The following is a 24,646-nucleotide window of genomic DNA, read 5'->3' on the forward strand; positions in this document are numbered from 1 at the left end:
TGTGCTGTTAGAATACGGACTGGGTCCCCAAAAAAATGGGTACACGAGTTTCAAAAAAAGGGGTTGTATGTCAAAGGTAATGCGTGTTCAGTTGGTCGAAGGTACGGCGGCGGCGCCCTGGGGGGCCTCTGCACTGCTCAGTTTTGACGGCAGTGTGGCGCAAATCCATATCGGCGCGGCCAAAGGCGATGCGTTAATTGCAGCGCAGCGCGCGGCGCGACGCCTGGATGGCCTGGGGGTGAGCGCGGTTGTTCTGAGTGGTGAGGGCTGGGATATCGAGCGGCGCTGGGCGTTCTGGATGGGGTATTTCAACCCGAAGGCCGCCAACAGGATTGACTGGGGCAGCGAAGATGCTGGAGAGCGGAAAGAACTGGCCGCCCGTGAAAGCGCCGCGCGCTGGGTGCGGGAAATCACCAATGGCACACCGGATGGGGTTTCCCCCAGGGTTCTGGCGGAGAGCGCCGCGGAGATGCTGCAGAAGCTGGCGCCCAATGCTGTGCGCTATCGCATGATCGCCGGTGAGGATCTGCTCCGCGAAGGTTTTGTGGGTATCCACAATGTGGGCCGTGGCAGTGTGCGCGAGCCGGTGATGTTGCAGCTGGATTACAACCCCAGCGGCGAGTCCGATGCGCCGGTGGATACCTGCCTGGTGGGCAAGGGGATTACCTTCGACTCCGGTGGTTACAGTCTCAAGCCCTCGGCCAATATGACCACCATGAAATCCGATATGGGCGGTGCGGCCATGGTGAGCGGTGGTTTGGCCCTGGCCATTGCCCGCGGCCTGAATAAACGGGTGAAGCTGTATCTGTGCTGCGCCGAAAATCTGGTTTCCGGCCACGCCTTTAAACTGGGCGATATTATCCAGTATAAAAATGGGGTTGCGGTTGAGGTGCTCAATACCGATGCGGAAGGGCGTTTGGTGCTGGCCGACGGCCTGATTGCGGCCTCCGAGGCACAGCCGCGCTGGCTGCTGGATGCCGCCACCCTGACCGGTGCTGCGAAGGTGGCGGTGGGGCGCGATTTTAACGCGGTATTCAGTTTCGAAGCGGGCATGGCGCAGCGGGTCCTGGATGCCGCCACGCAGGAAAACGAAAAAGCCTGGCGCCTGCCGCTGGAACGCGCTCATCTGGAGCAGATACCCTCCGGCTTTGCCGATATTGCCAATATCGGCGCAGACGGCAGCCCCGGCGCTTCCACCGCGGCCGCTTTCCTCGCGCGCTTTGTGCGGGATGAGGGGCGCAACTGGGTGCATATGGATTTGTCCGGTTCCTACCAGCCCAGCGCCAATGACCTCTGGGCAACCGGTGCCAAGGGCCACGGCCTGCGCACCATTGCACGATTCCTGTTGGAGAGCTGACAGCGGGGAGTAACCCGGGAATAAACAGGCATTCCAAAAATCCCTTAACAGTCGCGCAGGCACTGTCTGCCTGCCTGTTTGCTCCAGGCATGCTGCCGCTTTTCAGGAACTGTCCCAGGGGTTGCTTTAAGGCGGAAGCTCTTTTCTTGCCTGGGTAAATTCGGCAAACAGGCAGCGGGTTGCCATGGGCAACCCGCTAAATTGCCTTCGCCAGTGAACAGGGTTATCAAGCAGAAGATCCCATCCAATCTCTTTCTTTCGATGACAGCAAAGACGGCGCAAAAATCTGAGGCGGCTTTTTAAAAGATCGGCTGTACCGGTTCCAACTTACTAGTAAAGCAGGAGGGAAGAATACCTCTCTCCCAGGATCGTATGAGGCATGGATGCCGATTACGAGCGTACAAGGAAGTATTCACAGCGTGTCCTGGGAGAGGGGTATTCTTTCCTTCCGACCCGGTAGTATACGAGTGGAGGAGGATCAGTAGTTGTCCGTGCAGCTCAGTGGGTAGAACTATTATTTTACTATCTGTTCACTCTGCCAACAAATCACTAATCGATGACTGCAAGCGGGCGTAATAATAAAATAAGCCCACACCAGACACCACAACGATCGTCGCCAGTGTGACAGAGGCTATCCACATTGGATCTGGTCGATAAACTAAGGAAAATTGAGACTGGTAGATAAGCACACCTGCCGCCCAGTTGCCGCCAATGGCGCCGGCGGCGGCGATTGAGGCAGTGATAATCCATTCATATATATTAAGTTTCAGGCAATCGAATTTATCTAATCCCATACTCAATATCAGTCCATTCTTTTTGCGCTCCTCTTCTTCAAACCCTTTTACCGAGGCCGCCACGACAACGAGCGCCAAAGCTACAATCATAACGTTGAAACCCAACACCAGCTTTGTGAACAGTGCCAGAGTCTGATCAAACCGGTCGGTAAGCGCCTTTAACGGTACCAATATCAGTGTTGGGTGATGCCGCCACAACGAAGATAGTTTCCCCCAGGCGTCTTCCGGTAATTCCATGCTGCCCATAAAAGCAACTTCAGGCTGGAGGTGGTCAACCGCCACTTGGGGAACCTGGAACCAAAACGTAACCGAACCTTTTCCCGGCTTAAATGCATGCGTCGCTATCATGCTAAAGTCGAAAATCTTACCCCCCACCATGAAAGACAGCTTATCGCCCAGCTTTAACCCCAAATCGCTGGCGACTTCGGATTCCACTGAGATCTGCTTCCAGTTTTCACTCTCCGGAGGCCACCAGCGGCCGCTGACAACTCGGTTGTTGTCTGGCAGTTGGTCAGACCAACTGAGTCGAATAGGTTTTCTCAAGTTCAGCATGCTTTCACTGGGTCCGGGGGAAAATTTCAGTAATGGATAACCATTGACCTTTAACAATTGGGCACTTGTATAGGGTCTAATTTGGCGAATTCGACTGCCGCTCTCTTTGCTCCAGTGGTGGATAGCCGACAGTTGATCTGGCTCGGCCCTGGCAATGACCAAGTTGCCGTCGTTAACGCGCCTGTTGGCCTCAAGTGTTACACCAATATCCTTCATCAGCATCAGTGTGAAGAGCAGCAAGGTGCAACAGAAGCCGAACCCTATCACCTGAGTAGACTTGCTCAGCAACCTTTTACGCATGATGAAGAAGGTGAACGGGAGTAATCCCGACCAGTAACGGGTCAGCTTTTCTCCGCAAATCAATAACAACCATGTGGTTAACATCATTATTATCAAAGCGCACAACATGGCACCCAGGGTCATCGCTGTCAGTGTGCCGTTATCCGAGTAAAAGACCGTCAACACCGCTAGACAGGCAAAATTCCAACTGGTGCGCGCTAATACATCCGCCGATTCGTTGTGGGCTTGCAGCAGTGACACAATGGAGGTTTTTTTCAGTTTGATCAATCCCGGCAATTGAAAGCCAAACAACAGAATAAAAACCAGCAGTATGACACGTGTTAACTCAACCCAGTACCAGTCTGGCCTTATATCCGGGAATTGAGTTTGAAGTAACAGTAAACTTGAGTACGAAGCAGCGTAGGCAAACACAATTCCTGCTGCAAGTGACAGGAGAAACCCTAAAAACCACTGCCCTATTGCTATAGAGGCACCCTGTTTCATCTCCATCCCCATACTCATGTACAAGGCAAGTTTTCTCTGTTGACGACTCAATTGTCGGCGTCCAGCCAAATCGATGGCAATCGCTGCCATAAAAAAAAGTATTATTGAAGAAAGACCGATAAAATTTTCAACTCTCTTCCAAAGATTTGATAACGGATGACGACTGTTTGCTTTGGTTATAATCTGCCCGTGCGGAATTTTATCGAGAAACCACGAGCTGATTTGTTGTTGTTGAGAAGGGTGGGCATCAACCAAATAGCGATAGCGTTTTTTGCCGGCATTGAGAGGCATGCCTTGCAGTGATTCCCGGTTGACCATGGCTCGCAACGCAACAGCGGAGTGTCCTTCGAGGATTCGATCCGGTTCGTGAAATAGTACCCGGTTTACAGTAAACTCCCTTTTCCCCACTGTTACGGATTGCCCTAACTCAAGCCCGAGCTTGGTAAATAATCTGGGGCCTACCCAAAGTTCTCCGGCTTTTGGTCCATGCTCGACAGAGTGGTGCTGAGCTGTCGGAGTCAGGCCAATCTCTAACTGCCCTTGCACTGGGTAGCGATTATCCACTACTTTCAACTGTACCCTTTCCCAGCGCTGGCCATGGGTGAGAGTAATATCGAACAACTGCGTTTCTGAGACTTTTCGGGCCTGATGTTCAAGCCAGTGTTTGTCTGTTTTCGAAAGAGGCTGATAGCGGCTGATTACCATATCCGACCCGAGTAAATTCTGAAGATTGTCGTGAAGATAATGCTGCACAGAAGCACTGGTCAGCGTCAGAGTCAGAAGGAAAAATATCAGCAAAAATTGGGTGGTTAGGATAAGACGGCTATCACTGTTGGAGTTTTCGCGCCAAAAGGAGTTCCAGGCGAGTTCGAAGCTGATCATTACAGTTGCTCCAAGCCACCGGCAGCCATCCGAAAACGATAGTCCGCTTTTGCCGCTAGCGCTCTGCTGTGAGTGACCAAAACCAGGGCTTTTTTGTCCATTTGGCCGAAATTGAACATTAACTCTGCAATGGATGCTGAAGTTTTCTCATCCAGATTGCCCGTGGGTTCATCGGCGAATATGAAAACCGGGTCGGAGATAAAGGCGCGAGCGATGGCAATACGCTGTTGTTCCCCTCCACTCAGTTGCGTTGGTTTATGCGCAGCCCTATTTTCCATTCCTATCTTCTTCAGCCAAACATGGGCTTTGTCACAAGCCTCCCTGTCACCCTTTAAACGCAGAGGCAAAGCCAGATTGCTCAATGCATCGAGTTCGGGCAGTAGGTGGAATTGTTGGAAAATAAAACCGGAGTGCTTGCGTAAAGCGATTTGAGTTACCGTTCGGTTATCGAGGGTAAAATCAACCTGTCCTTCTTTCGGCGTCTCCAGTCCGGCGATGAGAGTCAGCAAGCTGGACTTGCCGGCTCCAGAAGGCCCTTCTATCGAGTAGCTTCTTCCCGCTTGAATATCGAGTGACAAGTTCCTAAATAATACGATTCGCTCTGTTGATGACTGGAAATAGTGACTAACTGACTTCAGATTAATAGCATGCATAATTGCCCCTCCGTTTTATTGTCAGCCAACGATAAAAGGGAGGGGGTGAAAATGGCGTGAAATGGAGGTATTTAAGGGTCGTAGTTTGGGGTCTTGTCGGGGCTTCCTAAGGATCTTGCAGTGGCAGGCTGTTGAAAAGCCTGCTCAATAGTTTGGCGCTTATAGTTTGAGCTATGGTGCTAAGTAAGGGGCATGCGCACTCGCACAACTTGATTTACCGGCGCTAATAAAACCGGCACGCCAATGCCCTTAACGCTGAAATTTTTCCGTGCCGGGCATTCATGGCTTTGTCACCCGAAGCCATCGCAGTGCCGTATTGCTGAAGGAACTACGCTACCGAACAATCAGCGATTTCGTGGAAATTGTTGATAACAGGGCTTTACTGAATGCACACAATAGGCTATTAATAGAGCCAGCTGATCAGCTTTTTCCATTTTCGGCACTCTGGATGCCGGTTTCGCACCCTAACAATAATAGGAGAGGTGTTATGGATAGAGCTTACCCGCCAATTGCCAGCACTGTATTTTTCCCCCCTCAGCTACTCGCCGGTTATGCGAAAGGGTTTGCCTTTGCGGCCTTGATGACCCTTGGGCTGATTTTTCTGATGAGTCGCTTGATTGCCAGTGATTTCGAAGCGCCGGTGGTGGATGATTTGCCGTCAATCCAGCCGGTACATATTGAAGACAAAAAAGTCGTCACGGAAAAAACGGAACCGCCGGTAAAACCGCAAACTCCACCGCTGCAATCAACCACAACCCCTGTAGAAATACCGCCTACAGAGGTGGGTACGGCGATTACGATAAGGGCTCCTGTCCCGAGCAGTGACACGACGCTGACGGTAACGCGGGATCCCGTGCCTGTGTACAAACCGTTACCGCGCTATCCCAATGCGGCAGCGCGCAGGGGCATTGAAGGTTACGTTGTGGTGGAATTCACCGTGACCAAAACAGGCGCGGTACGCGATGCCCGGGTGGTGGGGGGCTACGACAGTACCGGCAATCCCACCAGGGTATTTAACCGCTCGGCACTGGCCGCGGCCGAGCGTTTTAAATACCAGCCCCAGATGGCGGATGGCAAGCCTGTGGAGCGCTATGGCGTGCGCAACCGTATCACCTACAAAATGGCAGATTAGCAGGAAAAACCGGCCCCGCTGACGGGGCCTTTTTCTGTATTTTGCCTTTCACTATTCAATTTCCCGCACAGCGCCGCGGTCGGCGCTGGTCGCCAGCATGGCGTAGGCACGCAGGGCCTTGCTGACTTTTCTCGGCCTCTCCTCCACGGGCTGCCAGGCCTGTTTGCCCAGGCGCGCCATTTCCTGCCGGCGCCTCGCCAGCTCCGTATCCGCAATACCGATTGTAATAGTGCGCGCGGGGATGTCGATGCGAATTGGATCGCCGTCGCGCACCAGGGCGATATTGCCCCCGGCGGCGGCCTCCGGCGATACGTGCCCGATAGAGAGACCGGAGGTGCCGCCGGAAAACCGCCCATCCGTAATCAGGGCACAGTGTTCCCCCAGCCCCCGGGATTTCAGGTAGCTGGTGGGGTAGAGCATTTCCTGCATACCCGGACCGCCTTTGGGGCCCTCGTAGCGCAGGATAAGGGCCTCGCCCTTGTGCACCCGCCCGCCCAGAATCCGCGATACCGCCGCCTCCTGGCTTTCGACCACATGGGCGGGTCCTTCAAAGCGCCAGAGGGAGGGATCCACCCCGGACGTTTTCACCACACAGCCGTGGGGGGCCAGATTGCCGAATAGCACCGCCAGGCCGCCCTCGGCAGAATAGGCGTGTTCTGCCGAGCGGATACAGCCGCCGACGCGGTCGCTATCCAGAGTCTGCCAGCGGCAGTCCTGGCTGAAGGCGATTTGGGTGGGGATACCCGCGGGGCCTGCGCGGTAGAAGTCATGCACGGCCCTGTCGTTGGTGCGAGAGATGTCCCACTGCTCTAGGGCCTGTTGTAAAGAGCTGCCGTAGACGGTGGGTTGGGCGGTATCAATGAGTCCGGCCGATGCCAACTGGCCGAGAATGGCCATTACTCCGCCGGCGCGGTGGACATCCTCAACATGGTACTTCGGCGTGTTGGGGGCCACCTTGCACAATTGTGGCACCTTGCGGGAAAGGCGGTCGATCTCTGCCAGGGTAAAGTCAATCTCGCCTTCTTGGGCGGCGGCGAGCAGGTGCAGGATGGTATTGGTGGAGCCTCCCATGGCGATGTCCAGTGCCATGGCATTGGCAAACGCACTGCGATTGGCAATCGCACGGGGCAGGGCGCGCTCGTCGTCCTGTTCATAGTAGCGCTGGGTCAGGGTAACAATTTCACGCCCCGCACGCAGAAACAGCTCCCTGCGATCCGCGTGGGTGGCCAGCAGGGTGCCGTTGCCGGGCAGGGACAGGCCCAAAGCTTCGGTGAGGCAGTTCATGGAGTTGGCGGTAAACATGCCGGAACAGGAGCCGCAGGTGGGGCAGGCGGAGCGCTCATAGGCCTCAACCTCGGCATCGGTGGCCGTCTCGGTCGCGGCAATTACCATGGCATCGACCAGGTCGAGTTTGTGCTCGGCCAGTTTGGTTTTGCCGGCTTCCATGGGGCCGCCGGAAACAAAAATCGCCGGGATATTCAGGCGCAGGGCGGCCATCAGCATGCCCGGTGTAATCTTGTCGCAGTTGGAGATGCACACCAGGGCATCGGCACAATGGGCATTGACCATGTATTCCACCGAGTCGGCGATGATCTCGCGGCTGGGCAGGCTGTACAGCATACCGTCGTGGCCCATGGCGATGCCGTCGTCCACGGCGATGGTGTTGAACTCCTTGGCCACGCCCCCGGCCCGCGCGATTTCCTCCGCCACCAGTTGCCCCATATCTTTCAGATGCACATGGCCAGGCACAAACTGGGTGAAGGAGTTGGCAATGGCGATGATGGGCTTGTGAAAGTCTTCGTCTTTCATCCCGGTGGCGCGCCACAGGGCACGGGCGCCGGCCATATTGCGGCCGGCGGTGGAAGTGCGGGATCGGTACTCGGGCATGATGCAGATTCCAGCTGGGCAAAACAGAGCGACAGTTTAGCAAAAACCGGCCTTTGCCGGGATGTTTTTGCAATATCTGGAGTTTATCCACTTTTTATAGGATAAAAATTTCGCATTCTGTTGCTCAGCCGGGATCGCCCGCCGCCAGGCGCTTGCGTAAAATGCGCGAGTTGCGCTGGAGGTTGTACAGGGATTTGCGCGCAGCGGGCAGCGCGCCAACGTCGGCCTGGGCAAAGCCCTGCTCGATAAACCAGTGTTCGGTCTGGGTGGTGAGCACATAGAGTTCACGGATATTGACCGCGCGTGCCTGGCGCTCCAGATGGCGCATCAGCTTGGCGCCGCGTCCACCACCGCGAAATGCCGGGTGTATGGCGACACAAGCGATTTCTGCCGCGCCCGTGTGTTTACCGTTGTCCCTGATGGGATAGAGCGCAGCGCAGGCCACCGGGGTGCCGTCCACCTCCACCAGGGTAAAGTGCGCGATTTCGGCTTCGAGTTTCTCCCGCGAGCGGCGCACCAGAATGCCCTGTTTTTCCAAGGGACTGATCAGACCGAGAATGCCACCCACATCGGTGATACGCGCGCGGCGAACCACTTCGTAGCTGTCCCGGTAGATCATGGTGCCGGCGCCCTCGCGGCGGAACAGCTCCTGGATCAGGGCGCCGTTCTGGCAGTAGCTGAGCAGGTGGGTGCGGGTAGTGCCGGCATTACAGGCGCGAATGGCGCAGCGCAGGGTATCGCTGTGTACCCGCGCGGCCACCTGCTCCGCCTGCACAAGACTCATTTCGTGCACCACTTCGCCCTCAACCGCAAGCTGGGTCGGGGCGCGAAACAGAACCAGTTTCTCGGCGCGCAGTACCCGTGCGGCCTCTGCGGCGAGGTCCAGGTAATTGAGATTAAACACTTCGCCGGTCAGGGAAGTACCCAGGGGGGAAAGCAGGACCAGGGCGCCCTGGTGCAGGGCCTGCTCCACAGTGTTGACCTCCATGCGCCGCACTGTACCGGTCCAGCGCAGGTCAACGCCATCCAGCACTCCCCTTGGGCGCGCGGTGACAAAATTGCCCGAGACCACTTTCAGGGCGGAACGGGCCATGGGCGAGTCGGGTAATCCCTGGGAAAATGCCGCCTCAATATCGAAGCGCAGCCGGCCTACCGCCGCTTTGATCACCTCCAGGCTGTCCCGGTCGGTGATGCGATTGCCGCTGTGAAAGCGGCTCTCGATACCCTGTTCACTGAGGGCGCGATTGATCTGCGCACGGGCACCGTGGACCACGGCCAGACGTACCCCGAGGCTGGCGAGCAGTGCCAGGTCGTGTACCAGATTGCGAAAATTGGCGTGTTCAAGGGCATCGCCGGGTAGCCCGATCACCAGGGTGCGCCCGCGCAGGTCGTTGATATAGGGCGCCGCGTGGCGGAACCAGTTGAGGGAACCGTTATTGTCACTCACCGGGTTACTCTACTGTCTGTTGGCGTGTTAAGCGATTTGCAGGCAAATCTGTTGGCGTTCTGCCGCCGCTGTCTTCATGGTATGCGATCAGAGACAGAAGCGGGCAATCAGGCCGCGCAGTATCTCCGTCATCGGCCCTATGCGTTCCAGCCCGAGGTATTCATCCGGCTGGTGTGCCTGATCGATATCCCCGGGGCCCAGTACGATGGTGTCGATATTCAGGCGCTTGAGATACGGCGCTTCGGTGCCAAAGGCAACACTGTCGGCGCTGTGGCCGCAGAGTGTTTCCGCGGCCTTCACCAAGTCCGAGTGGGCATCCTGCTCAAAGGGCTCTGTGCCGGGAAACAGAGACGTCATCTCGATGTGGATGCCGCTATGCACGCCGCAGGCCTGTATGCGCTTTCCCAGCTCTGCGCGCAATTCGGCCAGATGCATGCCCGGTAGCGGACGGACATCAAATTGCAGCTCGGTGGCCGCGCAAATACGGTTCGGGTTGTCGCCGCCGTGGATACACCCCAGGTTCAAGGTGGGCACCGGCACGGCAAAGCCGGGATGATTGTATTTTTGCTGCCACTCCCTGCGCAGGGCCAGTAACGCGCCGATCACTGTATGCATGGCTTCCAGCGCATTGGCGCCCAGACCCGGGTCGGACGAGTGACCGGAGCGGCCGGTAATGCGCACGGCCTCCATCATTACCCCCTTGTGCATGCGCACCGGGCGCAACCCGGTGGGTTCGCCGATTACGGCATAGCCCGCGCGCGGGCGGCCTGCGGCAACCAGCGCGCGGGCGCCGGCCATGGAGGTCTCTTCGTCGGCGGTGGCGAGTATGGTCAAGGGCTGGCGCAGGGGTTGATCCAGAAAGGATTTGGCCGCCTCAATGGCCAGGGGAAAAAACCCTTTCATATCACTGCTGCCGAGCCCATAGAAGCGGTTCTCGCGCTCCTGCAATGTGAACGGGTCCGAATGCCAGCGCCCCTGGTCAAAAGGGACTGTGTCGGTGTGCCCGGACAATACCAGGCCGCTGTGGCTGTCCGCGCAGCCACCCAGGGTGGCAATCATATTGACTTTGTGCGGGCTGCCCTTAAGGGGCATCAGCGCCACGTTGAAACCCAGGCTTTCCAGCCAGGCGCCCAGCAGCTCTACCAGGGGGCGGTTGCTCATATCCAGCGCCGGATCTGTGCAGCTGATGCTGGGGCAGGCAATCAGCTGGCGCAGTTGTTCTTTTAGCTCGGGTACCCTGACAGTCGCCATCACGATCATCCTCATCTTATCGCACCGGCCGCAGGCCGGTACGGGTCCGTGAAAACCCGGCAACCTCGTTTGGTTGCGCCAGGGCGGAATTATCGGGTGAATATCAAGGGGAGGGGAAGGGGAAAGTGCTGATGCGGTTTGCGGCGACAAAGGGGAGCCTGGGTGCTCCCCCCCCGTGCGCCAGGGCAAAAGGCGGCAGGATCAGCCGAACAGGCCCTTGAAGAAATAGAAAAACAGAATGGCGATCCCGGCACCCGCCGGCAGGGTCACAACCCAGGAGGCGGCGATGGTGGTGATCATCCGCAGGTTGAGTGCGCCAATTCCCCGTGCCAGGCCCACTCCGAGCACCGCCCCCACCAGGGTGTGGGTGGTGGAGACGGGCAGGCCGGTGCCGGAGGCGAGCACCACGGTGGCGGCGGCACCCAGTTCGGCAGCAAAGCCGCGGCTGGGGGTCAGCTCGGTAATCTTTCTGCCGATGGTGGCCATCACCTTGAAACCGTAAGTGGCGAGGCCCACCACGATACCCAGGCCCCCCAGTAACAGAATCCACGAAGGCATAGTGGCTTTGGCGGTGACCGAGCCGGACTGGATAGTGTTGATCACCGCGGCCAGCGGTCCCACCGCGTTGGCGACATCGTTGGAACCGTGGGCGAAGGCCATGGCGCAGGCGGTGAATATCATCAGGATGGCGAAGACCCGCTCCACACTGGCAAAGCGGTTACCCACCTCACTGGCGCGGTCGCGGTGGATGCGCTTGAGCATGGCGATGCCGATGCCCATCACCACCAGCCCCGCGAGGGCCGCGATACCCGCATCCTGGATGAAACTCAACTGGATGTTGGCGTCTTTCAACACATGTTTGAGGCCCTTGGTCAGGGTGACCATGGCGATCATCCAGCCCACGGCAAACATGTAGATGGGGATATAGCGCTTGGCATTGGCGAAGGGATCCTCGGTATCCAGGATCAGGCGCTGCACGCTGCGAAACAGCAGGAAGGCGATGGTGCCGGCCAGCAGTGGGGAGACCACCCAGCTCGCCACGATACTGCCCACCTTGCCCCAGGCAACCGCCTCTGAAGAGATGCCCACCGCGGAGAAGCCGACAATGGCGCCGACAATGGAGTGGGTGGTGGAGACCGGCCAGCCGAGGACACTGGCGATCAGCAGCCAGGTACCGGCGGAGAGCAGGGAGGCCAGCATACCGTACACCAGCAACTGGGGCTGCGCGGCAAAGACCTCCGAGTCGATAATCCCTTTGCGGATGGTGGCGGTAACCTCCCCGCCGGCCAGGTAGGCCCCGGCAAACTCGAACACCATGGCGATCAGGATCGCCTGTTTGATCGTCAGTGCGCGCGAGCCCACGGAGGTACCCATGGCGTTGGCAACATCGTTCGCGCCCACACCCCAGGCCATAAAGAAGCCCGACACACAGGCCAGAATCAGCAGAATATGACCGTATTGATTGAGAATTTCCACGCATAACCCCCTAACGTGCCAACAACAACTGCAAACGGTTGCCAACGCTGTGGGCGCGATCGGCCAGGTCGCCGGTCCATTCAATGATCCGATAGAGAAACATCACATCCACCGGCGGCAAGTCTTTTTCTATGGCAAACAGCGCTGCGCGAATTTCAACTTCGAGTTTGTCGGATTGGCGTTCCAGTTCGTCCAGCTCTTCGATCATGCGTTTGGCAATCGTGATCTCGCGCCCGGCAAAGCCGCTCTCCAATAGTTCGTCCAGCTCATTGATGGCGCGCAGTGCCTGGGCGGAAGCGGCCACGGCACTCTCGACGAAGGTCGTCATCAGGGGCTGCAGACTCGCCGGGATCTGCATTTTTCTGCCCACGGCGAGGCCGGCGATATCCTGGGCGGTATTCGCCACCTCGTCCTGGGCGTGCAGCAGTTCCAGCAGGTCGGATCGGGATACCGGCATAAACAGGCTGTCCGGCAGGTGCAGACGCAGGTCTCTCTTGATGTCATCGGCGCGGTTCTCGGTGGCGGAGATGCGCAATTGGATCTGTTCCGCCTCGGCCAGATCGCCACGGATCAGGGCCTCGAAGAAGGGAATCAGGTCGGCCGAAGCCTCGTGGGCCGCAGCCATATGCTGCTCGATCGGCTTGATCGGAGAGCGGCCAAACAGGTTGGCTATATTCGACAGGACCATGGTTAGCTCCATTGCGCAAGGTGCGAAACCGCGGCATGGTACCCCAATAGGGCCATTTTCGGTAACAGTGCGTTAATGGCGCACTGTTGCGGCGTGGCGATGGGGCTACAATGCGTCGTCATAGGAAAATACAGGAGGTTGACAATGACAGAGAGCAAAGCGGCGGACAGGCTGCTGGATTTACGCGGGCTGCTGGAAGACCTTGTGACCCAGGGCTATGTGAGCCGGCAGGATGCCAACCGTATCGCGGGCACCCCGCGCACGGCGGAGCAGGCCCAGATGCATCCCCTCAGCTATATCGCCAGCTGTGACCTGGCCAACCGGAAGGCCCCGGGTACCCTGTTGAATCGCGATACACTCAGTGCCTGGCTGGCCGAGAGTTCCACCCACCCCCTCTACCATATCGATCCGCTCAAGGTAAACGTGAGTGCGGTGACCGAGGTGATGAGCTTCCAGTTTGCCAAGCGCCACCAGATCCTGTGCGTGGAGGCAGGCGCTGATGAGCTGTTGGTCGCAACGGCACAGCCCTTCATTCACGGCTGGGAGGAGCAGCTGGCGCACACCAGTGGCCGCAGGGTGCAGCGCGTGGTGGCAGATCCGGCGGATATCAAGCGCTGTTGTATCGAGTTTTACTCTCTGGCTAATTCCATTTCCGGTGCCAGCGGCCTGCAGGGTACCTCGGCGGCGCAGAATTTCGAGCAGTTGCTCGAACTGGGTAGCCTCAAGGACCCCGAAGCCAACGATCAGCATATCGTCAATATTGTCGATTGGCTGTTGCAGCACGCCTTCGACCAGCGTGCCAGTGATATCCATATCGAGCCCCGGCGGCAGGTTGGACGCATTCGTTTCCGCATCGATGGGGTACTGCACCCGATTCACGAGCTGCCGGACCAGGTGAATGCAGCGGTTACCAGCCGCCTGAAGATTCTCGGTCGCATGAATGTGGCGGAGAAGCGCAAGCCCCAGGACGGTCGCATCAAAACCAAGCGCCCCGATGGCAGTGAAGTGGAGTTGCGTCTTTCCACCCTGCCCACCGCGTTTGGGGAAAAACTCGTGATGCGGATTTTCGATCCCGAGGTGCTGGCACGCTCCTACAGTGATCTGGGCCTCGGCGGCGAGGACCTCGCCCGCTGGCAGACAATGTTGTCGAATTCCAGCGGCATTGTCCTGGTGACCGGCCCCACCGGCTCGGGCAAGACCACCACCCTGTACACCGGCCTCAAGCAGCTCGCCACCGCTGCGGTCAATGTCTCCACGGTGGAGGACCCGATCGAAATGGTGGAGGAGAGTTTTAACCAGACCCAGGTACACCATGCCATCGGCTTCGATTTTGCCGCCGGTATCCGCACGCTTATGCGCCAGGACCCGGACATTATTATGGTGGGTGAGATCCGCGACCTGGAAACCGCGCAGATGGCAGTACAGGCCGCCCTCACCGGCCATCTGGTGATCTCCACCCTGCACACCAACGATGCGCCCACCGCTGTCACGCGCCTGCTGGACCTGGGTCTGCCCCACTACCTGCTCAAGTCCACCGTGCTTGGGGTTATGGCACAGCGCCTGGTGCGCACGCTCTGTCCCTCGTGCAAGCGCGAGGACAGGATTGAAGAGGCCGACTGGCACGCCCTGGTGCGGCCCTGGAAGGCGCCGAGGCCCGAGCGTGTCTATCGCCCCGAGGGCTGCCTGGAGTGCCGCAACACCGGTTACCTGGGACGACAGGGCATCTACGAGATACTGCCGTTTAGCGAATCGCTCCAGGCCCAGATCACCCCCGACTGCGACCTGCAGCAGTTGCGCCGCCGGGCCATGCGCGAGGGCATGAACAGCCTGCGCCTTTCCGGCGCGATCAAGGTGGCGGCTGGTTTGACCACGGTCGCGGAAGTGCTCCGTGTGGCACCGCCGCCGGAGATTGTCTCTTAGTGATGAGTGGCCATTGGATTGCCCCGGGGTAATGAAAATGGCGTACTGGCTGACAATCCGGCCGCCGTTTTCCTTATCCAGGGGCGCTTGGCAAGGGAGAGAAAGCGCCCTCTACTCCTTTACACGCACTAAGGATCAATGCCGCCATGTTTGATTGCGCCAACTGCCCCGAAGCCCTGAAACCCCAGTTGGAGGCGCACTGGCGCGATTGGTGCACACAGGTGGGTAAAGAGCGTGCCAGCCAGGCCGAGGACCTGTTGGGGGATCAGGCTCTGCAACAGGGTTTGGCGCGGAGCTGGATAGGTTCCGAATTCTTTTACCGGCAATGCTGCCGTCAGCCACAGCTGTTGTCGGCATTGTTGCAAAACCCTGATCTGGGGTTGACCCTCCCCGATTTTGATAGCGACGCTTCCCTTGACCGCACACTGCGACTGCTGCGCAACCGTGTCACAGCGGAGGTGATCTTTCGGGATTTTGCCGCTCAATGGGATATCCCCCGGATCTGCCTGCGTCTCAGTGCGCTGGCAGAACTCTGCATCGCTGCGGCGCTGCAGTGGCACCACAGGCAACTGGCACAGCGCTACGGCACACCCCGCGACAGCCGCGGGCGGGCCCAGTCCATGGTGGTGCTCGGTATGGGGAAGCTGGGCGCGCGGGAGCTGAATCTGTCTTCGGATATCGACCTGATCTTTGCCTACCCCGAGCCGGGCCACACCGACGGCGACCGGTGTGTGGAAAACCAGACGTTCTTCCAGCGCCTGGGCCAGCGCCTGATCAAATCCCTGCATACCATCAATGCCGATGGCTTTGTGTTTCGTGTGGATATGCGTTTGCGTCCCTATGGGGACAGCGGACCCCTGGTGAGTCATTTCAGTGCGCTGGAGGATTATTATCAGACTCAGGGGCGCGAATGGGAGCGCTATGCCATGGTCAAGGCACGTCCGGTGGCCGGTGACGAGCGCTTTGCAACGGAGCTGATGGCACTGCTGCGCCCGTTCACCTACCGCCGCTATATCGATTTCAGTGCCATCGAGGCGCTGCGCGAAATGAAAGCGTTGATCCAGCGCCAGGTGCGCGCCCGGGGGCTCAGCGACAACATCAAGTTGGGCCGTGGGGGCATTCGCGAAGTGGAATTTATTGCCCAAGCTTTCCAGTTAATTCGCGGCGGCCGCGATCCCACCCTGCGCGAGCGCAACTTGCTGAAACTGTTACCGCTGCTGGAAACTGAAGGGCACGTGGAAGCGGGCGTGGCCGGGGAGCTTGCGGACTGCTACCTGCTATTGCGGCGGGTGGAACACGCACTGCAGGCGCAGAGAGACCAGCAGACGCAAGCGCTGCCACAGGACGACAGAGAACGTGCGCGACTGGCCTACGCCCTCGGGCGCGATAACCCGGCGCAGTTGTTCGGAGAACTGGCGGCGGTGCGCAATGTGGTCGAGCGCGAATTCGATACCGTAATCGCACCGCCGGCGGATATTGCCGAGCCCCGCGTGGCGGAGGAGTGGCAGATTCTGTGGGGCAGTGTCAGTGAGGACGGCAGTGAAGAGATCAACCTGCAGGCTCTGGATAACGCCGGCTTTACCCCGGCGCGAGAGGCATTGAACCTGCTGCGGGACCTGAACGCCGCTCCTATGGTAGCTGCACTGCCGGCCTCAGCGCGCGCGCGCCTGGATCGGTTTATGCCATTGCTGTTGGCGGTTGCCGGTTTGCAGGAACAGCCCCTGCTGGTACTCAGCAGGGTGCTTCCCCTGGTGCGCTCTGTGCTGCGCCGCAGCGCCTATCTTGTCCTGGTCAATGAAAACCCACCGGTGCTCAGCCAGTTGGTGCGCCTGTGCAGTGCCAGCCCGAGAATCGCTGAGCAGTTGACGCGCCATCCGATCCTGTTGGATGAGTTGCTGGATGCCCGCCGACTGCTGGCGCCGTCTGCGGCGGCGGATATCTCTGACGAGTTGCGCAGGGAGCTGCTGCGCGCCGATTCCGCTGATCTGGAATGGCAGATGGAGGCCCTGCGTTACTTCAAGCAGAGCCAGAGTTTGCGTATTGCGGCCCAGGAGGTGAGTGGCACCCTGCCGCTGATGAAAGTCAGTGATGCACTCACCTGGCTGGCTGAGGCGATACTGCAGCATTCCCTGTATCTGGCCTGGACGCAAATGGTGGAAAAGTATGGGCTGCCCGCCGGGGCGTCGGAGGCGGATATGCGCTTTGCGATTATCGCCTACGGCAAGCTGGGTGGTCTGGAGCTGTCCCACGGCTCGGACCTGGACATTGTCTTTGTGCAGGATGCAGACCCCCAGGGCGACACCGACGGGAGCACCCGCATCGACAACTTGTGCTTCTATACCCGGCTGGCGCAACGATTGATCCATATCCTGCAAACCCGCACCTTGAGTGGCCCGCTCTATGCAGTGGATACCCGCCTGCGCCCCTCGGGCAACTCCGGATTGTTGGTCACTACCATGACCGCTTTTGAAAAATACCAGCGCGAGAGCGCCTGGACCTGGGAGCACCAGGCGCTGGTGCGCGCCCGCCCGGTGGCAGGCAGTACCCGGCTGAGTGACGACTTTCAAAAGCTGCGCTTGAGATTGCTTTGCGAGGCGAGAAATGCGCAGAAATTACGCAATGATGTGCTTGCAATGCGCAATAAAATGCGTGCCCACCTGGATCAGAGCAATGATCAAGATTTCGACCTCAAGCACGGTGTTGGCGGTATTGTCGATATTGAATTTTTGGTTCAATATGCCGCTCTGGCCTGGGCGTCGACTGCGCCTTCGATCGTGCGTTATACGGATACGATCCGCATTCTCGACAGTCTTGTTGACGCGGGCCTGATGCCGGCCAAACAGGCCGGGTATCTGATCGATGCCTACAAAGCCTACCGATCTGAAGGTCATCGCCTGGCACTACAACAATCGCCGGGACTTGTGCGCGATGACCACTTCACGGCGGAAAGAAAGACCGTTCAAGCAAGCTGGCAGCAATTGCTCGGTTAATTGCCTGGCGACACGCTGTTGCCCGATTACACTGTTTTTCAGGATTTGTAGGAGTTGTTCCCCATGTCTTTTGCCGATCGCGACGGCGTTATCTGGTTTGACGGTGCGCTGGTGCCCTGGCGCGATGCGCGCGTGCATGTGCTGACCCATACCCTCCACTACGGCATGGGGGTATTTGAAGGTGTGCGCGCCTACGACACAGAGTCCGGTGCCAGCATTTTTCGCCTGCAGGATCACACCCGGCGGTTATTCCACTCCGCCAAAATCATGAATATGCCCATGCCTTATAGTGCCGAAGCGCTGAATGCGGCCCAGTGCCTGGTGGTGAGGGAGAACAATCTGCAACAGGCCTATTTGCGCCCGATGGTGTTCTACGGATGCGAGGGGATGGGGTTGCGTGCGGAGGGCCTGAGCACCCATGTGATTGTCGCTTCCTGGGAGTGGCCCAGCTATATGAGCCCGGAGGCACTCGAGCGGGGTATCAAGGTCAATACGTCTTCCTATACCCGCCATCACGTCAATATCAGCATGTGTAAAGCCAAGGCCAATGGCAACTACATCAACTCGATGCTGGCTTTGCAGGAGGCGGTGCGTAACGGTTGCGAAGAGGCGCTGCTACTCGATCCCGAGGGCTATGTGGCCGAGGGCAGCGGAGAGAATGTGTTTATTGTCAGAGACGGTACCCTCTACACTCCGGAACTCACTTCCTGCCTGGAGGGTATTACCCGCGATACGGTGATTGAATTGGCCAGGGAATGTGGCTACCACGTGGTGGAAAAGCGCATCACCAGAGATGAGGTCTATATTGCCGACGAGGCATTCTTTACCGGTACGGCCGCCGAAGTATTGCCCATCAGCACCCTCGACGGGCGCTCGATCGGCCGCGGCAGGCGCGGGCCAATCACGGGGCGGCTGCAGAACCTCTACTTTGAGGTGGTGCATGGGCGCAGTGCGGCACACCGGGGCTGGTTGAGTGATGTCACCGATAGCGCCGAGACACAGTTTCGTATCGCCTGAGGGAATGTTCCTGAAAAGGTAAAAAAAACCGGTGGGTACCGGCTTTTTTATAGGGGCAAAGTGCGCGCGCTGACTGGCTTATTGGGCCGTGGTGATATCCGGCCGACCCACGCAATAATACTCGAAGCCAGCTTCATGCATTTCATCGGGCTCATACTGGTTGCGCCCGTCGAAAATCACCGGTGCCTTGAGTGCCGCTTTGAGTTCGTCGGTATTCAGGGCTTTAAACTGTTGCCATTCGGTCGCGATGATCAGGGCATCCGCACCCTGAAGGGCGTCATTCTTTGAATCACACAGCACGAGGTTATCCCGTGCGCCATAGATCCGCAGGCACTCACCCATGGCTTCCGGGTCGAAGGCGCGCACTGTAGCGCCCTGTGCCCACAGTCGATCCATGAGTACACGGCTGGGGGCTTCGCGCATATCATCGGTATTGGGTTTAAATGAGAGTCCCCAGAGCGCGAAGACCCTGCCATTCAACTCGCCATTGAAATGCGCCAGGATTTTGTCGGCCAGGTAGTGTTTTTGTCGCTCGTTGCGGGATTCCACAGCAGTGAGAATATCTGCGCTAAGCCCCTGTTGTCGGGCGGAGGAGATCAGGGCTTTCACGTCTTTTGGAAAACAGGAGCCACCGTAGCCGATGCCGGCATAAATAAACTGGTAGCCCACCCTGGGGTCCGAACCAATCCCCTTGCGCACCGCCTCAATATCTGCGCCAACGGTATCGGCGATATTGGCGATCTCGTTCATAAAGCTGATTTTTGTTGCCAGCATGCAGTTTGCGGCATACTTGGTCAGCTCAGCGCTTTTCACATCCATCACCAGAATTTTTTCATGGTTGCGGTTGAAAGGCGCATACAGGTGGCGGAGTTTCTGCTCGGAGTCGGCTTCCGAGGTGCCGATCACGATGCGGTCCGGGCGCATGCAGTCGGCAACTGCAGAGCCCTCCTTGAGAAACTCGGGGTTGGAAATTACATCGAATGGCAGGCCGGATTCGCCACGCTCGGCCAGCTGTTCCCCGATCGCCGCACGCACCTTGTCCGCTGTCCCCACGGGCACCGTGGATTTGTTGATAATGTATTTCTTGCAACGCATGTGCGCGGCGATAGTCCTGGCTACGGTCAGTACATGGCGCAGGTCGGCAGAGCCGTCCTCGTCCGGCGGGGTTCCAACGGCAATAAAGATCAGTTCCCCGTGTTCTATGCCGTAGGCGGCATCTGTTGAGAACGCGAGATTACCCGTGGCGATACCGTTTTTTACCATTGGCCCGAGGCCGGGTTCAAAGATGGGGATCTCCCCCCGTTTTAGGCCAGCGATTTTATCGGTATCGATATCAATACAAACAACGCGGTTACTGGCTTCTGCCAGAACGGCTGCCTGCACCAGGCCCACATAGCCGGTGCCAAAAACAGTGACATTCATTATGGTGACTCAATGGTTGAATAATGGCGGTTGCAATGCTTGGAAGCTGGGTGTTTGTGCCGGTCCGGGTTGATTGCGTTCCCGGTAGCTGCGCGCCAAGAGAATGGCAAGTGGCGCCCAATAGAAGAACCAGATATAGCTGGGTTTAACCAGGGGCTGTTGTGCATAAACCAGCATGGCCAGGACACCGAACAAAAACCAGGCCGCAACTAAACCCGGAATCCAGCTCAGCAGCTTTTTCTTGCCCAATACCGTCGATAGGGCACCAAGGCCCTGCCAGGCGCAGGCAAGGAGCCCCAGCAGCCCGGAAAAACGCGCCACATCCAGCAGGTAGTTGTGGGGGTGGGGCAGTAACTGACCCACCTTGATAAATTGCTTGTGAACCAGGCCGGAACCCATGATGGGGGAGCGCATAAATTCATCGTAGACCTTGCCCCAAAGCTCCAGGCGAACGGTGTAGGCCCTGCCCCTGTGCAGCAGGGGGAGATCGCCAAACAGAACCAGATAGGTCACTGGAAACACCACGAGCAGTGTCAATAATATCAATGCCTTTAACAAACGCGATGGGGTAATCAGTGCCGCGAGTAGCACGGCCACCCCCGCCATTGCAATGGGGATTTTGGTTTGTGACAAGAGTATGTAGACGCAGGAAACCAACAGGCCGCTCCACGACAGTATGCGCCACAGTCGCGAGGACCGGGTGATGCCGTAACAACAAAACAGACAGTGGAATCCAAACAGCATCGCGGTCTTATCGATATTGCCCTGCAGGGAAATCCCACCGATACGGTGAAAACGCTGGAAGCCATCGGCAAATCCATAGGCTGCCAATGACGCGAGGCCGGAGAGTAGCCCCACTGCAATCAGAGCCAGCAACAGCTGGTGCAATACCGCATCGCCACAGCGCTCCAGTAGACAATAAATGGCGACGTAAAAAAGGGCCAGATAGAGCACCAGCTTCCAGTAGTAGAGGGCTTCCCGCTGCACATCGGCACTGTCCCCGCTGGCCCAGAGCGTCGATAGGGCAAGGATCACCGGCAGGCTTAGGAAGGCGCTGAATTGCCATGAGCACACAAAGCGAAAGTCCTTTCGCCAGAGCATCAGGAGCAGGGCGGCCGGCAGTAGGGTCAAATAGAAACTGGTTTGCACTCCCGAGACTTTCGGCGCCAGATAAAACCCACATAGCAGCAGGAGCAGTCCCAGGCGGGTCAGTTGCAGTAAGCCGGCAATCCACTTGGACCCCTGCTGTCGGTAGTGCGTAGGGAAAGGGGAGGATGGTGTACTTCCAAGGTCAAGCATCATGGTAATTGCGGTCGATACGTTGAGCAGTCAGGAGCAGGGCATTCGCTATTGCAGCCACTCCGCTGGGTTGGATTCCGGGAAAGTTTACGACAGACGGGGGTTTATGGTACAGGTAATAGGTCTAACATCTGATCATATCTGGCCCGCGCGGGTATTTAGAATCGGGCGCGGCGCTTTGCGGGAGCCAACAGGGGGCGCGAGACTATCTGGAATAGCACCGGGGTTCAATAGCCGGGAGGCTTGCGGTAGCATTGCGCTTTTTTCGGTCTCTCAGAACGCGGCTGGTGTTCGGCTGCCCTCTTCTCTGGTTTGTACTCTGGGATAGTCTCTTGCAGTTGACAGTTTGGCGTTTTCTCGACGGTAATCGTGCGCACGAAAAACAGAGTGCGGCGCTGGTCCGTGGTCTCGTCAGCAGTTATGACGGGCAGCTGAACTGTGTGGATATTCCCCTTTCGGTGACAGCTCGTGGTATTTTAATGCGACCTGCCAAAGGGCTCTCCAATCTGCCCAGACCGGATTTTCTTATCGGCACTGGCCGCCGAACCCGACTGCCGATGCTGGCGGCACGCTACCGCTACGGCGGTCGTGCGGTCGTCATCAACCGGCCCCAGCTCCCTTTCCACTGGTTTGACTTTGCGATTGTCCCGGAACACGATCGTCCGCCACCCCTGGAAAATATCATTCTCAGCCAGGGAGCCCTGACAGGCCCCTTGCCCGCTGACGCTGTGCAGCCGGGGCGTGGTCTGATATTGCTCGGTGGCCCGAGCAGGCACTTTTGTTGGGAGGACGGGTCTGTGCGCCGCCAGGTAGAGCGGTTGTTGTCACAGCCGCTCGATTGGCGCCTGTCGAACAGCCGGCGCACGTCTGCGGGGTTGCTGGAAAGCATTGCCGCGGGAGGGGCGCAAGTGGTTGACTGGCGGTCCTGTTCCCCGGATTGGGTGCAGGTGCAAATGGCGGCGGCGGAACAGATCTGGGTGAGTGAAGACAGCATTTCAATGCTGTTCGAGTCATTGCAGAGCCGTGCGCAGGTGGGGGTCATCCGCGTTCCCTGTCGGCCGCGGGCCAATAAGGTTCGGGCAGCGGTGCAGAGGCTGGTGGACCAGGGGGTGGTGGGCGAACGCTGGGAGGACGTGATCGCACAATCGAGGCGAGCGCCTCTGGATCAGTATCTCGTCTGTGCGCGGGCGCTGCTTCGCCGCTGTGGGCTGTCAATCCGTTAGCGCTTTAAGCCGTGCGACTCAAATTTTCTCCAGGGCACTTTCTTGTCGGAGATCTCCCACTCCGCTCTCAGCCACATACGCTGGATACGTCGCCGGATATAGCGTCGGGCAAAGAAATCGGAGATTTTGGCAAGGGGCAATAAGGAGGCGCAGCCCAAGCCATCAATAACATAGACTTGTAGTTGCCCCCTATGCTGGCAAAGTACCAGATTGTGCGCAATCAGGTTTTTGGTCAATACACCATATTCCAGCAGCCAGTGGGCAAAGCGCTGTAGCGCTTCGCGTATCTCGCGGTCAAAACCCTGTTTGTTCAGGTATTGACGCAAGGTGGGTGCGGGGGCGCCGCTCGTATCCAGAATCATATCGGTCACTGCGGCCGGGCCGAGACTGGTCTCCTGTATACCGTACCAGCGTGGCAGATGTTGCCAGAGGCCCTCTGGATTTCGCTGTATCGCCCGTTGCGCATATCCCTGCTGTTCACGCAGGTTGTCATCAAATCTGGCCTCATCACGCCAGCGTTTGTACCAGGGTGCGCGGCCCAGCAGCTCGGCCGCGCGTCCGGGGCGCATTACTTTTACACATAACCGCGGATCCTGGGGGTGGCGGTAGCACAGGCGGTTGCCGCCGCTGGCAAAAGGCTTGCTGTGGCTCAGGTCAATCACCGGAGTGGTCTCCGGGGGATGCTTTGAGCAGGGTTCGGTAGAGCGCGAGTGTGCGCTCGGCCTGTCTATCAAGTGTGAATTCGGCAGCAAGACGGGCCCTTTGTCGGGGACCGTCGAGTAACTCCTGAGTGCGCGCAAAAAGAACTTCTGTATCATTCGGATCTACCAACCCCTGAGGGAAACAAGCCCTAAGTGACTCAGCGGGGCCACCGATATTGTAGCCAATAATGGGCGTTCCTATAGCGGCGGACTCGATCACAGTACGGCCGAAGGGTTCCGGCTGTTTGGACAGGTTATACACCAAAGTGGATTCGCTGTACCAGTAGCGGATATCGCTGCGGTGGCCGACGAACGTGAGATGTTGGCCCAAGTGCAGGTTATTGACCGCCTCCCTGAGCTCTTTTGCGTAATGCTGTTTATTGGGCTCGGCGCCACCGAGAATAATGCCGTGGATGTCGTTGCGGGTGCGGCTTAAGCGCAGGATCAGTTGGATAAAGTCTTCCTGACCTTTCCATCTGCTCAGCCGGCCAGGTAATAAGAGCCAGCGCTTGCCGCGCAAGTTCGGAAACGCTTTTTCAACGTTGTTGCGCCAATCGGTGGGGGCCTGTACACCGGGATTGAACTCATCGGTGTCCACCCCGCGGTAGATAATTTCCGGACGGTGCTGCAGATACTCCGCATAGTTGTTCAGTAAATAGGTGCTCACACATTCGGAGATGGCGATGACCCGCTCTGTTCTGGCCATAATGGCGCTGTAGCGATTGATAGAGTACAGGCCGTGGGCGGTACTGATCAGGCGTGGACGGCCTTTTGAATCGAGTTTGCGCCAGGCTAAATAGGTAAGCCAGGCGGGAACCCGCGAGCGGACATGAAGAATATCCGGCTGCTCTTTCGCGATGAGTTGTCTAAGTGGACGAACCTGTAATAAGCTGCTAAAGGATTTTTTATGGATAGGGCGTGTAAAGTGCTGTGACCCTTCGGACTCCAGTTGTGTCACCATGGTGCCGCCACTGGATACGACTGTCGATTGGTGTCCGGCCCGAACCAGTGCGCGAGCTAGATCGAGGGTACCGCGCTCGACGCCGCCAGAATTGAGCGCGGGCAACAATTGCATAATTTTCATGGATGGATTGACCGGGAATAAGTAGCGGGGGTTACCAGTACTTGAGCCACTCTTGACCAAGTCCGCCTGGGTGCTTGGCAATCTTGCA

17 protein-coding genes are annotated in these 24,646 nt (G+C 58.0%); 6 read left to right on the top strand and 11 right to left on the bottom strand.

The features are described from left to right. Positions 1-67 precede the first annotated feature (67 nt). Positions 68-1,357: an aminopeptidase PepB gene (gene pepB / locus ACL7TT_RS10885; RefSeq protein WP_413395362.1), complete on the top strand. Its 1,290-nt coding sequence runs from the start codon at positions 68-70 to the stop codon at positions 1,355-1,357. Positions 1,358-1,887: 530 nt separating this feature from the next. On the opposite strand, the gene ACL7TT_RS10890 is transcribed toward pepB, so the two are convergent. Continuing rightward, positions 1,888-4,368 carry an ABC transporter permease gene (locus tag ACL7TT_RS10890; RefSeq protein WP_413395364.1) on the bottom strand — a complete coding sequence of 827 codons (2,481 nt, stop codon included), beginning with the start codon at positions 4,366-4,368 and terminating at the stop codon, positions 1,888-1,890. Next, complete coding sequence (locus ACL7TT_RS10895; RefSeq protein ID WP_413395366.1) at positions 4,368-5,021, bottom strand: ABC transporter ATP-binding protein; 654 nt, start codon at positions 5,019-5,021, stop codon at positions 4,368-4,370. The genes ACL7TT_RS10890 and ACL7TT_RS10895 overlap by 1 nt, the downstream gene beginning before the upstream one ends. A 487-nt stretch (positions 5,022-5,508) precedes the next feature. Between ACL7TT_RS10895 and ACL7TT_RS10900 the strand changes: the two genes are divergently transcribed. Beyond that, the gene (locus ACL7TT_RS10900; protein WP_413395368.1) at positions 5,509-6,153 is read left to right on the top strand and encodes an energy transducer TonB; all 645 of its coding nucleotides are present in this window, start codon (positions 5,509-5,511) and stop codon (positions 6,151-6,153) included. Positions 6,154-6,204: 51 nt separating this feature from the next. On the opposite strand, the gene ilvD is transcribed toward ACL7TT_RS10900, so the two are convergent. The 5 genes from ilvD to ACL7TT_RS10925 form a co-directional block, all read right to left on the bottom strand. Beyond that, on the bottom strand, positions 6,205-8,040 hold the full coding sequence (ilvD, locus tag ACL7TT_RS10905) for a dihydroxy-acid dehydratase (protein ID WP_413395370.1): 1,836 nt from the start codon (positions 8,038-8,040) through the stop codon (positions 6,205-6,207). A 124-nt stretch (positions 8,041-8,164) separates the two neighbouring features. After that, complete coding sequence (gene argA / locus ACL7TT_RS10910; RefSeq protein ID WP_413395372.1) at positions 8,165-9,487, bottom strand: amino-acid N-acetyltransferase; 1,323 nt, start codon at positions 9,485-9,487, stop codon at positions 8,165-8,167. A gap of 87 nt (positions 9,488-9,574) precedes the next feature. Next, on the bottom strand, positions 9,575-10,738 hold the full coding sequence (gene argE / locus ACL7TT_RS10915; RefSeq protein ID WP_413395374.1) for an acetylornithine deacetylase: 1,164 nt from the start codon (positions 10,736-10,738) through the stop codon (positions 9,575-9,577). A gap of 201 nt (positions 10,739-10,939) precedes the next feature. Then, positions 10,940-12,214, bottom strand: a complete 1,275-nt coding sequence (locus ACL7TT_RS10920) for an inorganic phosphate transporter (protein ID WP_413395376.1) — start codon at positions 12,212-12,214, stop codon at positions 10,940-10,942. Positions 12,215-12,224: 10 nt separating this feature from the next. Then, on the bottom strand, positions 12,225-12,902 hold the full coding sequence (locus tag ACL7TT_RS10925) for a TIGR00153 family protein (protein WP_413395377.1): 678 nt from the start codon (positions 12,900-12,902) through the stop codon (positions 12,225-12,227). A 144-nt stretch (positions 12,903-13,046) separates the two neighbouring features. Here ACL7TT_RS10925 and ACL7TT_RS10930 point away from each other — a divergent pair, with 144 nt between their 5' ends. The 3 genes from ACL7TT_RS10930 (at position 13,047) to ACL7TT_RS10940 (ending at position 18,829) form a co-directional block, all read left to right on the top strand. Then, positions 13,047-14,822 (top strand): GspE/PulE family protein, encoded by a 1,776-nt coding sequence (locus ACL7TT_RS10930; RefSeq protein ID WP_413395379.1) that lies wholly within the window; start codon positions 13,047-13,049, stop codon positions 14,820-14,822. Positions 14,823-14,968: 146 nt separating this feature from the next. Beyond that, positions 14,969-17,812, top strand: a complete 2,844-nt coding sequence (gene glnE, locus ACL7TT_RS10935; protein WP_413395381.1) for a bifunctional [glutamate--ammonia ligase]-adenylyl-L-tyrosine phosphorylase/[glutamate--ammonia-ligase] adenylyltransferase — start codon at positions 14,969-14,971, stop codon at positions 17,810-17,812. A 63-nt stretch (positions 17,813-17,875) separates the two neighbouring features. Beyond that, on the top strand, positions 17,876-18,829 hold the full coding sequence (locus tag ACL7TT_RS10940; RefSeq protein WP_413395382.1) for a branched-chain amino acid transaminase: 954 nt from the start codon (positions 17,876-17,878) through the stop codon (positions 18,827-18,829). 78 nt (positions 18,830-18,907) lie between these two features. Here the strand turns inward: ACL7TT_RS10940 and ACL7TT_RS10945 are convergent, their stop codons facing one another. Next, a complete protein-coding gene (locus ACL7TT_RS10945) occupies positions 18,908-20,251 on the bottom strand; it encodes a UDP-glucose dehydrogenase family protein (protein ID WP_413395384.1) in 1,344 nt (447 codons plus the stop codon). 9 nt (positions 20,252-20,260) lie between these two features. Then, a complete protein-coding gene (locus tag ACL7TT_RS10950) occupies positions 20,261-21,553 on the bottom strand; it encodes an O-antigen ligase family protein (protein WP_413395386.1) in 1,293 nt (430 codons plus the stop codon). Between the two features lie 329 nt (positions 21,554-21,882). On the opposite strand from ACL7TT_RS10950, the gene ACL7TT_RS10955 reads away from it, so the two are divergent. Beyond that, a complete protein-coding gene (locus ACL7TT_RS10955) occupies positions 21,883-22,773 on the top strand; it encodes an ELM1/GtrOC1 family putative glycosyltransferase (RefSeq protein ID WP_413395387.1) in 891 nt (296 codons plus the stop codon). Here ACL7TT_RS10955 and ACL7TT_RS10960 read toward each other — a convergent pair. Continuing rightward, a complete protein-coding gene (locus ACL7TT_RS10960) occupies positions 22,770-23,435 on the bottom strand; it encodes a YrbL family protein (RefSeq protein WP_413395389.1) in 666 nt (221 codons plus the stop codon). The two genes, ACL7TT_RS10955 and ACL7TT_RS10960, sit on opposite strands and share 4 nt — an antisense overlap. Beyond that, entirely contained in the window at positions 23,428-24,558 is a 1,131-nt protein-coding gene (locus ACL7TT_RS10965; RefSeq protein WP_413395391.1) for a glycosyltransferase family 4 protein, read from the bottom strand. The genes ACL7TT_RS10960 and ACL7TT_RS10965 overlap by 8 nt, the downstream gene beginning before the upstream one ends. Positions 24,559-24,646 lie beyond the last annotated feature (88 nt).

This window comes from Microbulbifer jejuensis (assembly GCF_047289955.1).
GTDB lineage: Bacteria > Pseudomonadota > Gammaproteobacteria > Pseudomonadales > Cellvibrionaceae > Microbulbifer.

Bases quoted from the DNA above. Each gene is read 5' to 3' on its own strand.
- pepB (WP_413395362.1), top strand. From the start codon at position 68: ATGTCAAAGGTAATGCGTGTTCAGTTGGTCGAAGGTACGGCGGCGGCG.
- ACL7TT_RS10890 (WP_413395364.1), bottom strand. From the start codon at position 4,368: ATGATCAGCTTCGAACTCGCCTGGAACTCCTTTTGGCGCGAAAACTCC.
- ACL7TT_RS10895 (WP_413395366.1), bottom strand. From the start codon at position 5,021: ATGCATGCTATTAATCTGAAGTCAGTTAGTCACTATTTCCAGTCATCA.
- ACL7TT_RS10900 (WP_413395368.1), top strand. From the start codon at position 5,509: ATGGATAGAGCTTACCCGCCAATTGCCAGCACTGTATTTTTCCCCCCT.
- ilvD (WP_413395370.1), bottom strand. From the start codon at position 8,040: ATGCCCGAGTACCGATCCCGCACTTCCACCGCCGGCCGCAATATGGCC.
- argE (WP_413395374.1), bottom strand. From the start codon at position 10,738: ATGGCGACTGTCAGGGTACCCGAGCTAAAAGAACAACTGCGCCAGCTG.
- ACL7TT_RS10925 (WP_413395377.1), bottom strand. From the start codon at position 12,902: ATGGTCCTGTCGAATATAGCCAACCTGTTTGGCCGCTCTCCGATCAAG.
- ACL7TT_RS10930 (WP_413395379.1), top strand. From the start codon at position 13,047: ATGACAGAGAGCAAAGCGGCGGACAGGCTGCTGGATTTACGCGGGCTG.
- glnE (WP_413395381.1), top strand. From the start codon at position 14,969: ATGTTTGATTGCGCCAACTGCCCCGAAGCCCTGAAACCCCAGTTGGAG.
- ACL7TT_RS10940 (WP_413395382.1), top strand. From the start codon at position 17,876: ATGTCTTTTGCCGATCGCGACGGCGTTATCTGGTTTGACGGTGCGCTG.
- ACL7TT_RS10945 (WP_413395384.1), bottom strand. From the start codon at position 20,251: ATGAATGTCACTGTTTTTGGCACCGGCTATGTGGGCCTGGTGCAGGCA.
- ACL7TT_RS10950 (WP_413395386.1), bottom strand. From the start codon at position 21,553: ATGATGCTTGACCTTGGAAGTACACCATCCTCCCCTTTCCCTACGCAC.
- ACL7TT_RS10965 (WP_413395391.1), bottom strand. From the start codon at position 24,558: ATGAAAATTATGCAATTGTTGCCCGCGCTCAATTCTGGCGGCGTCGAG.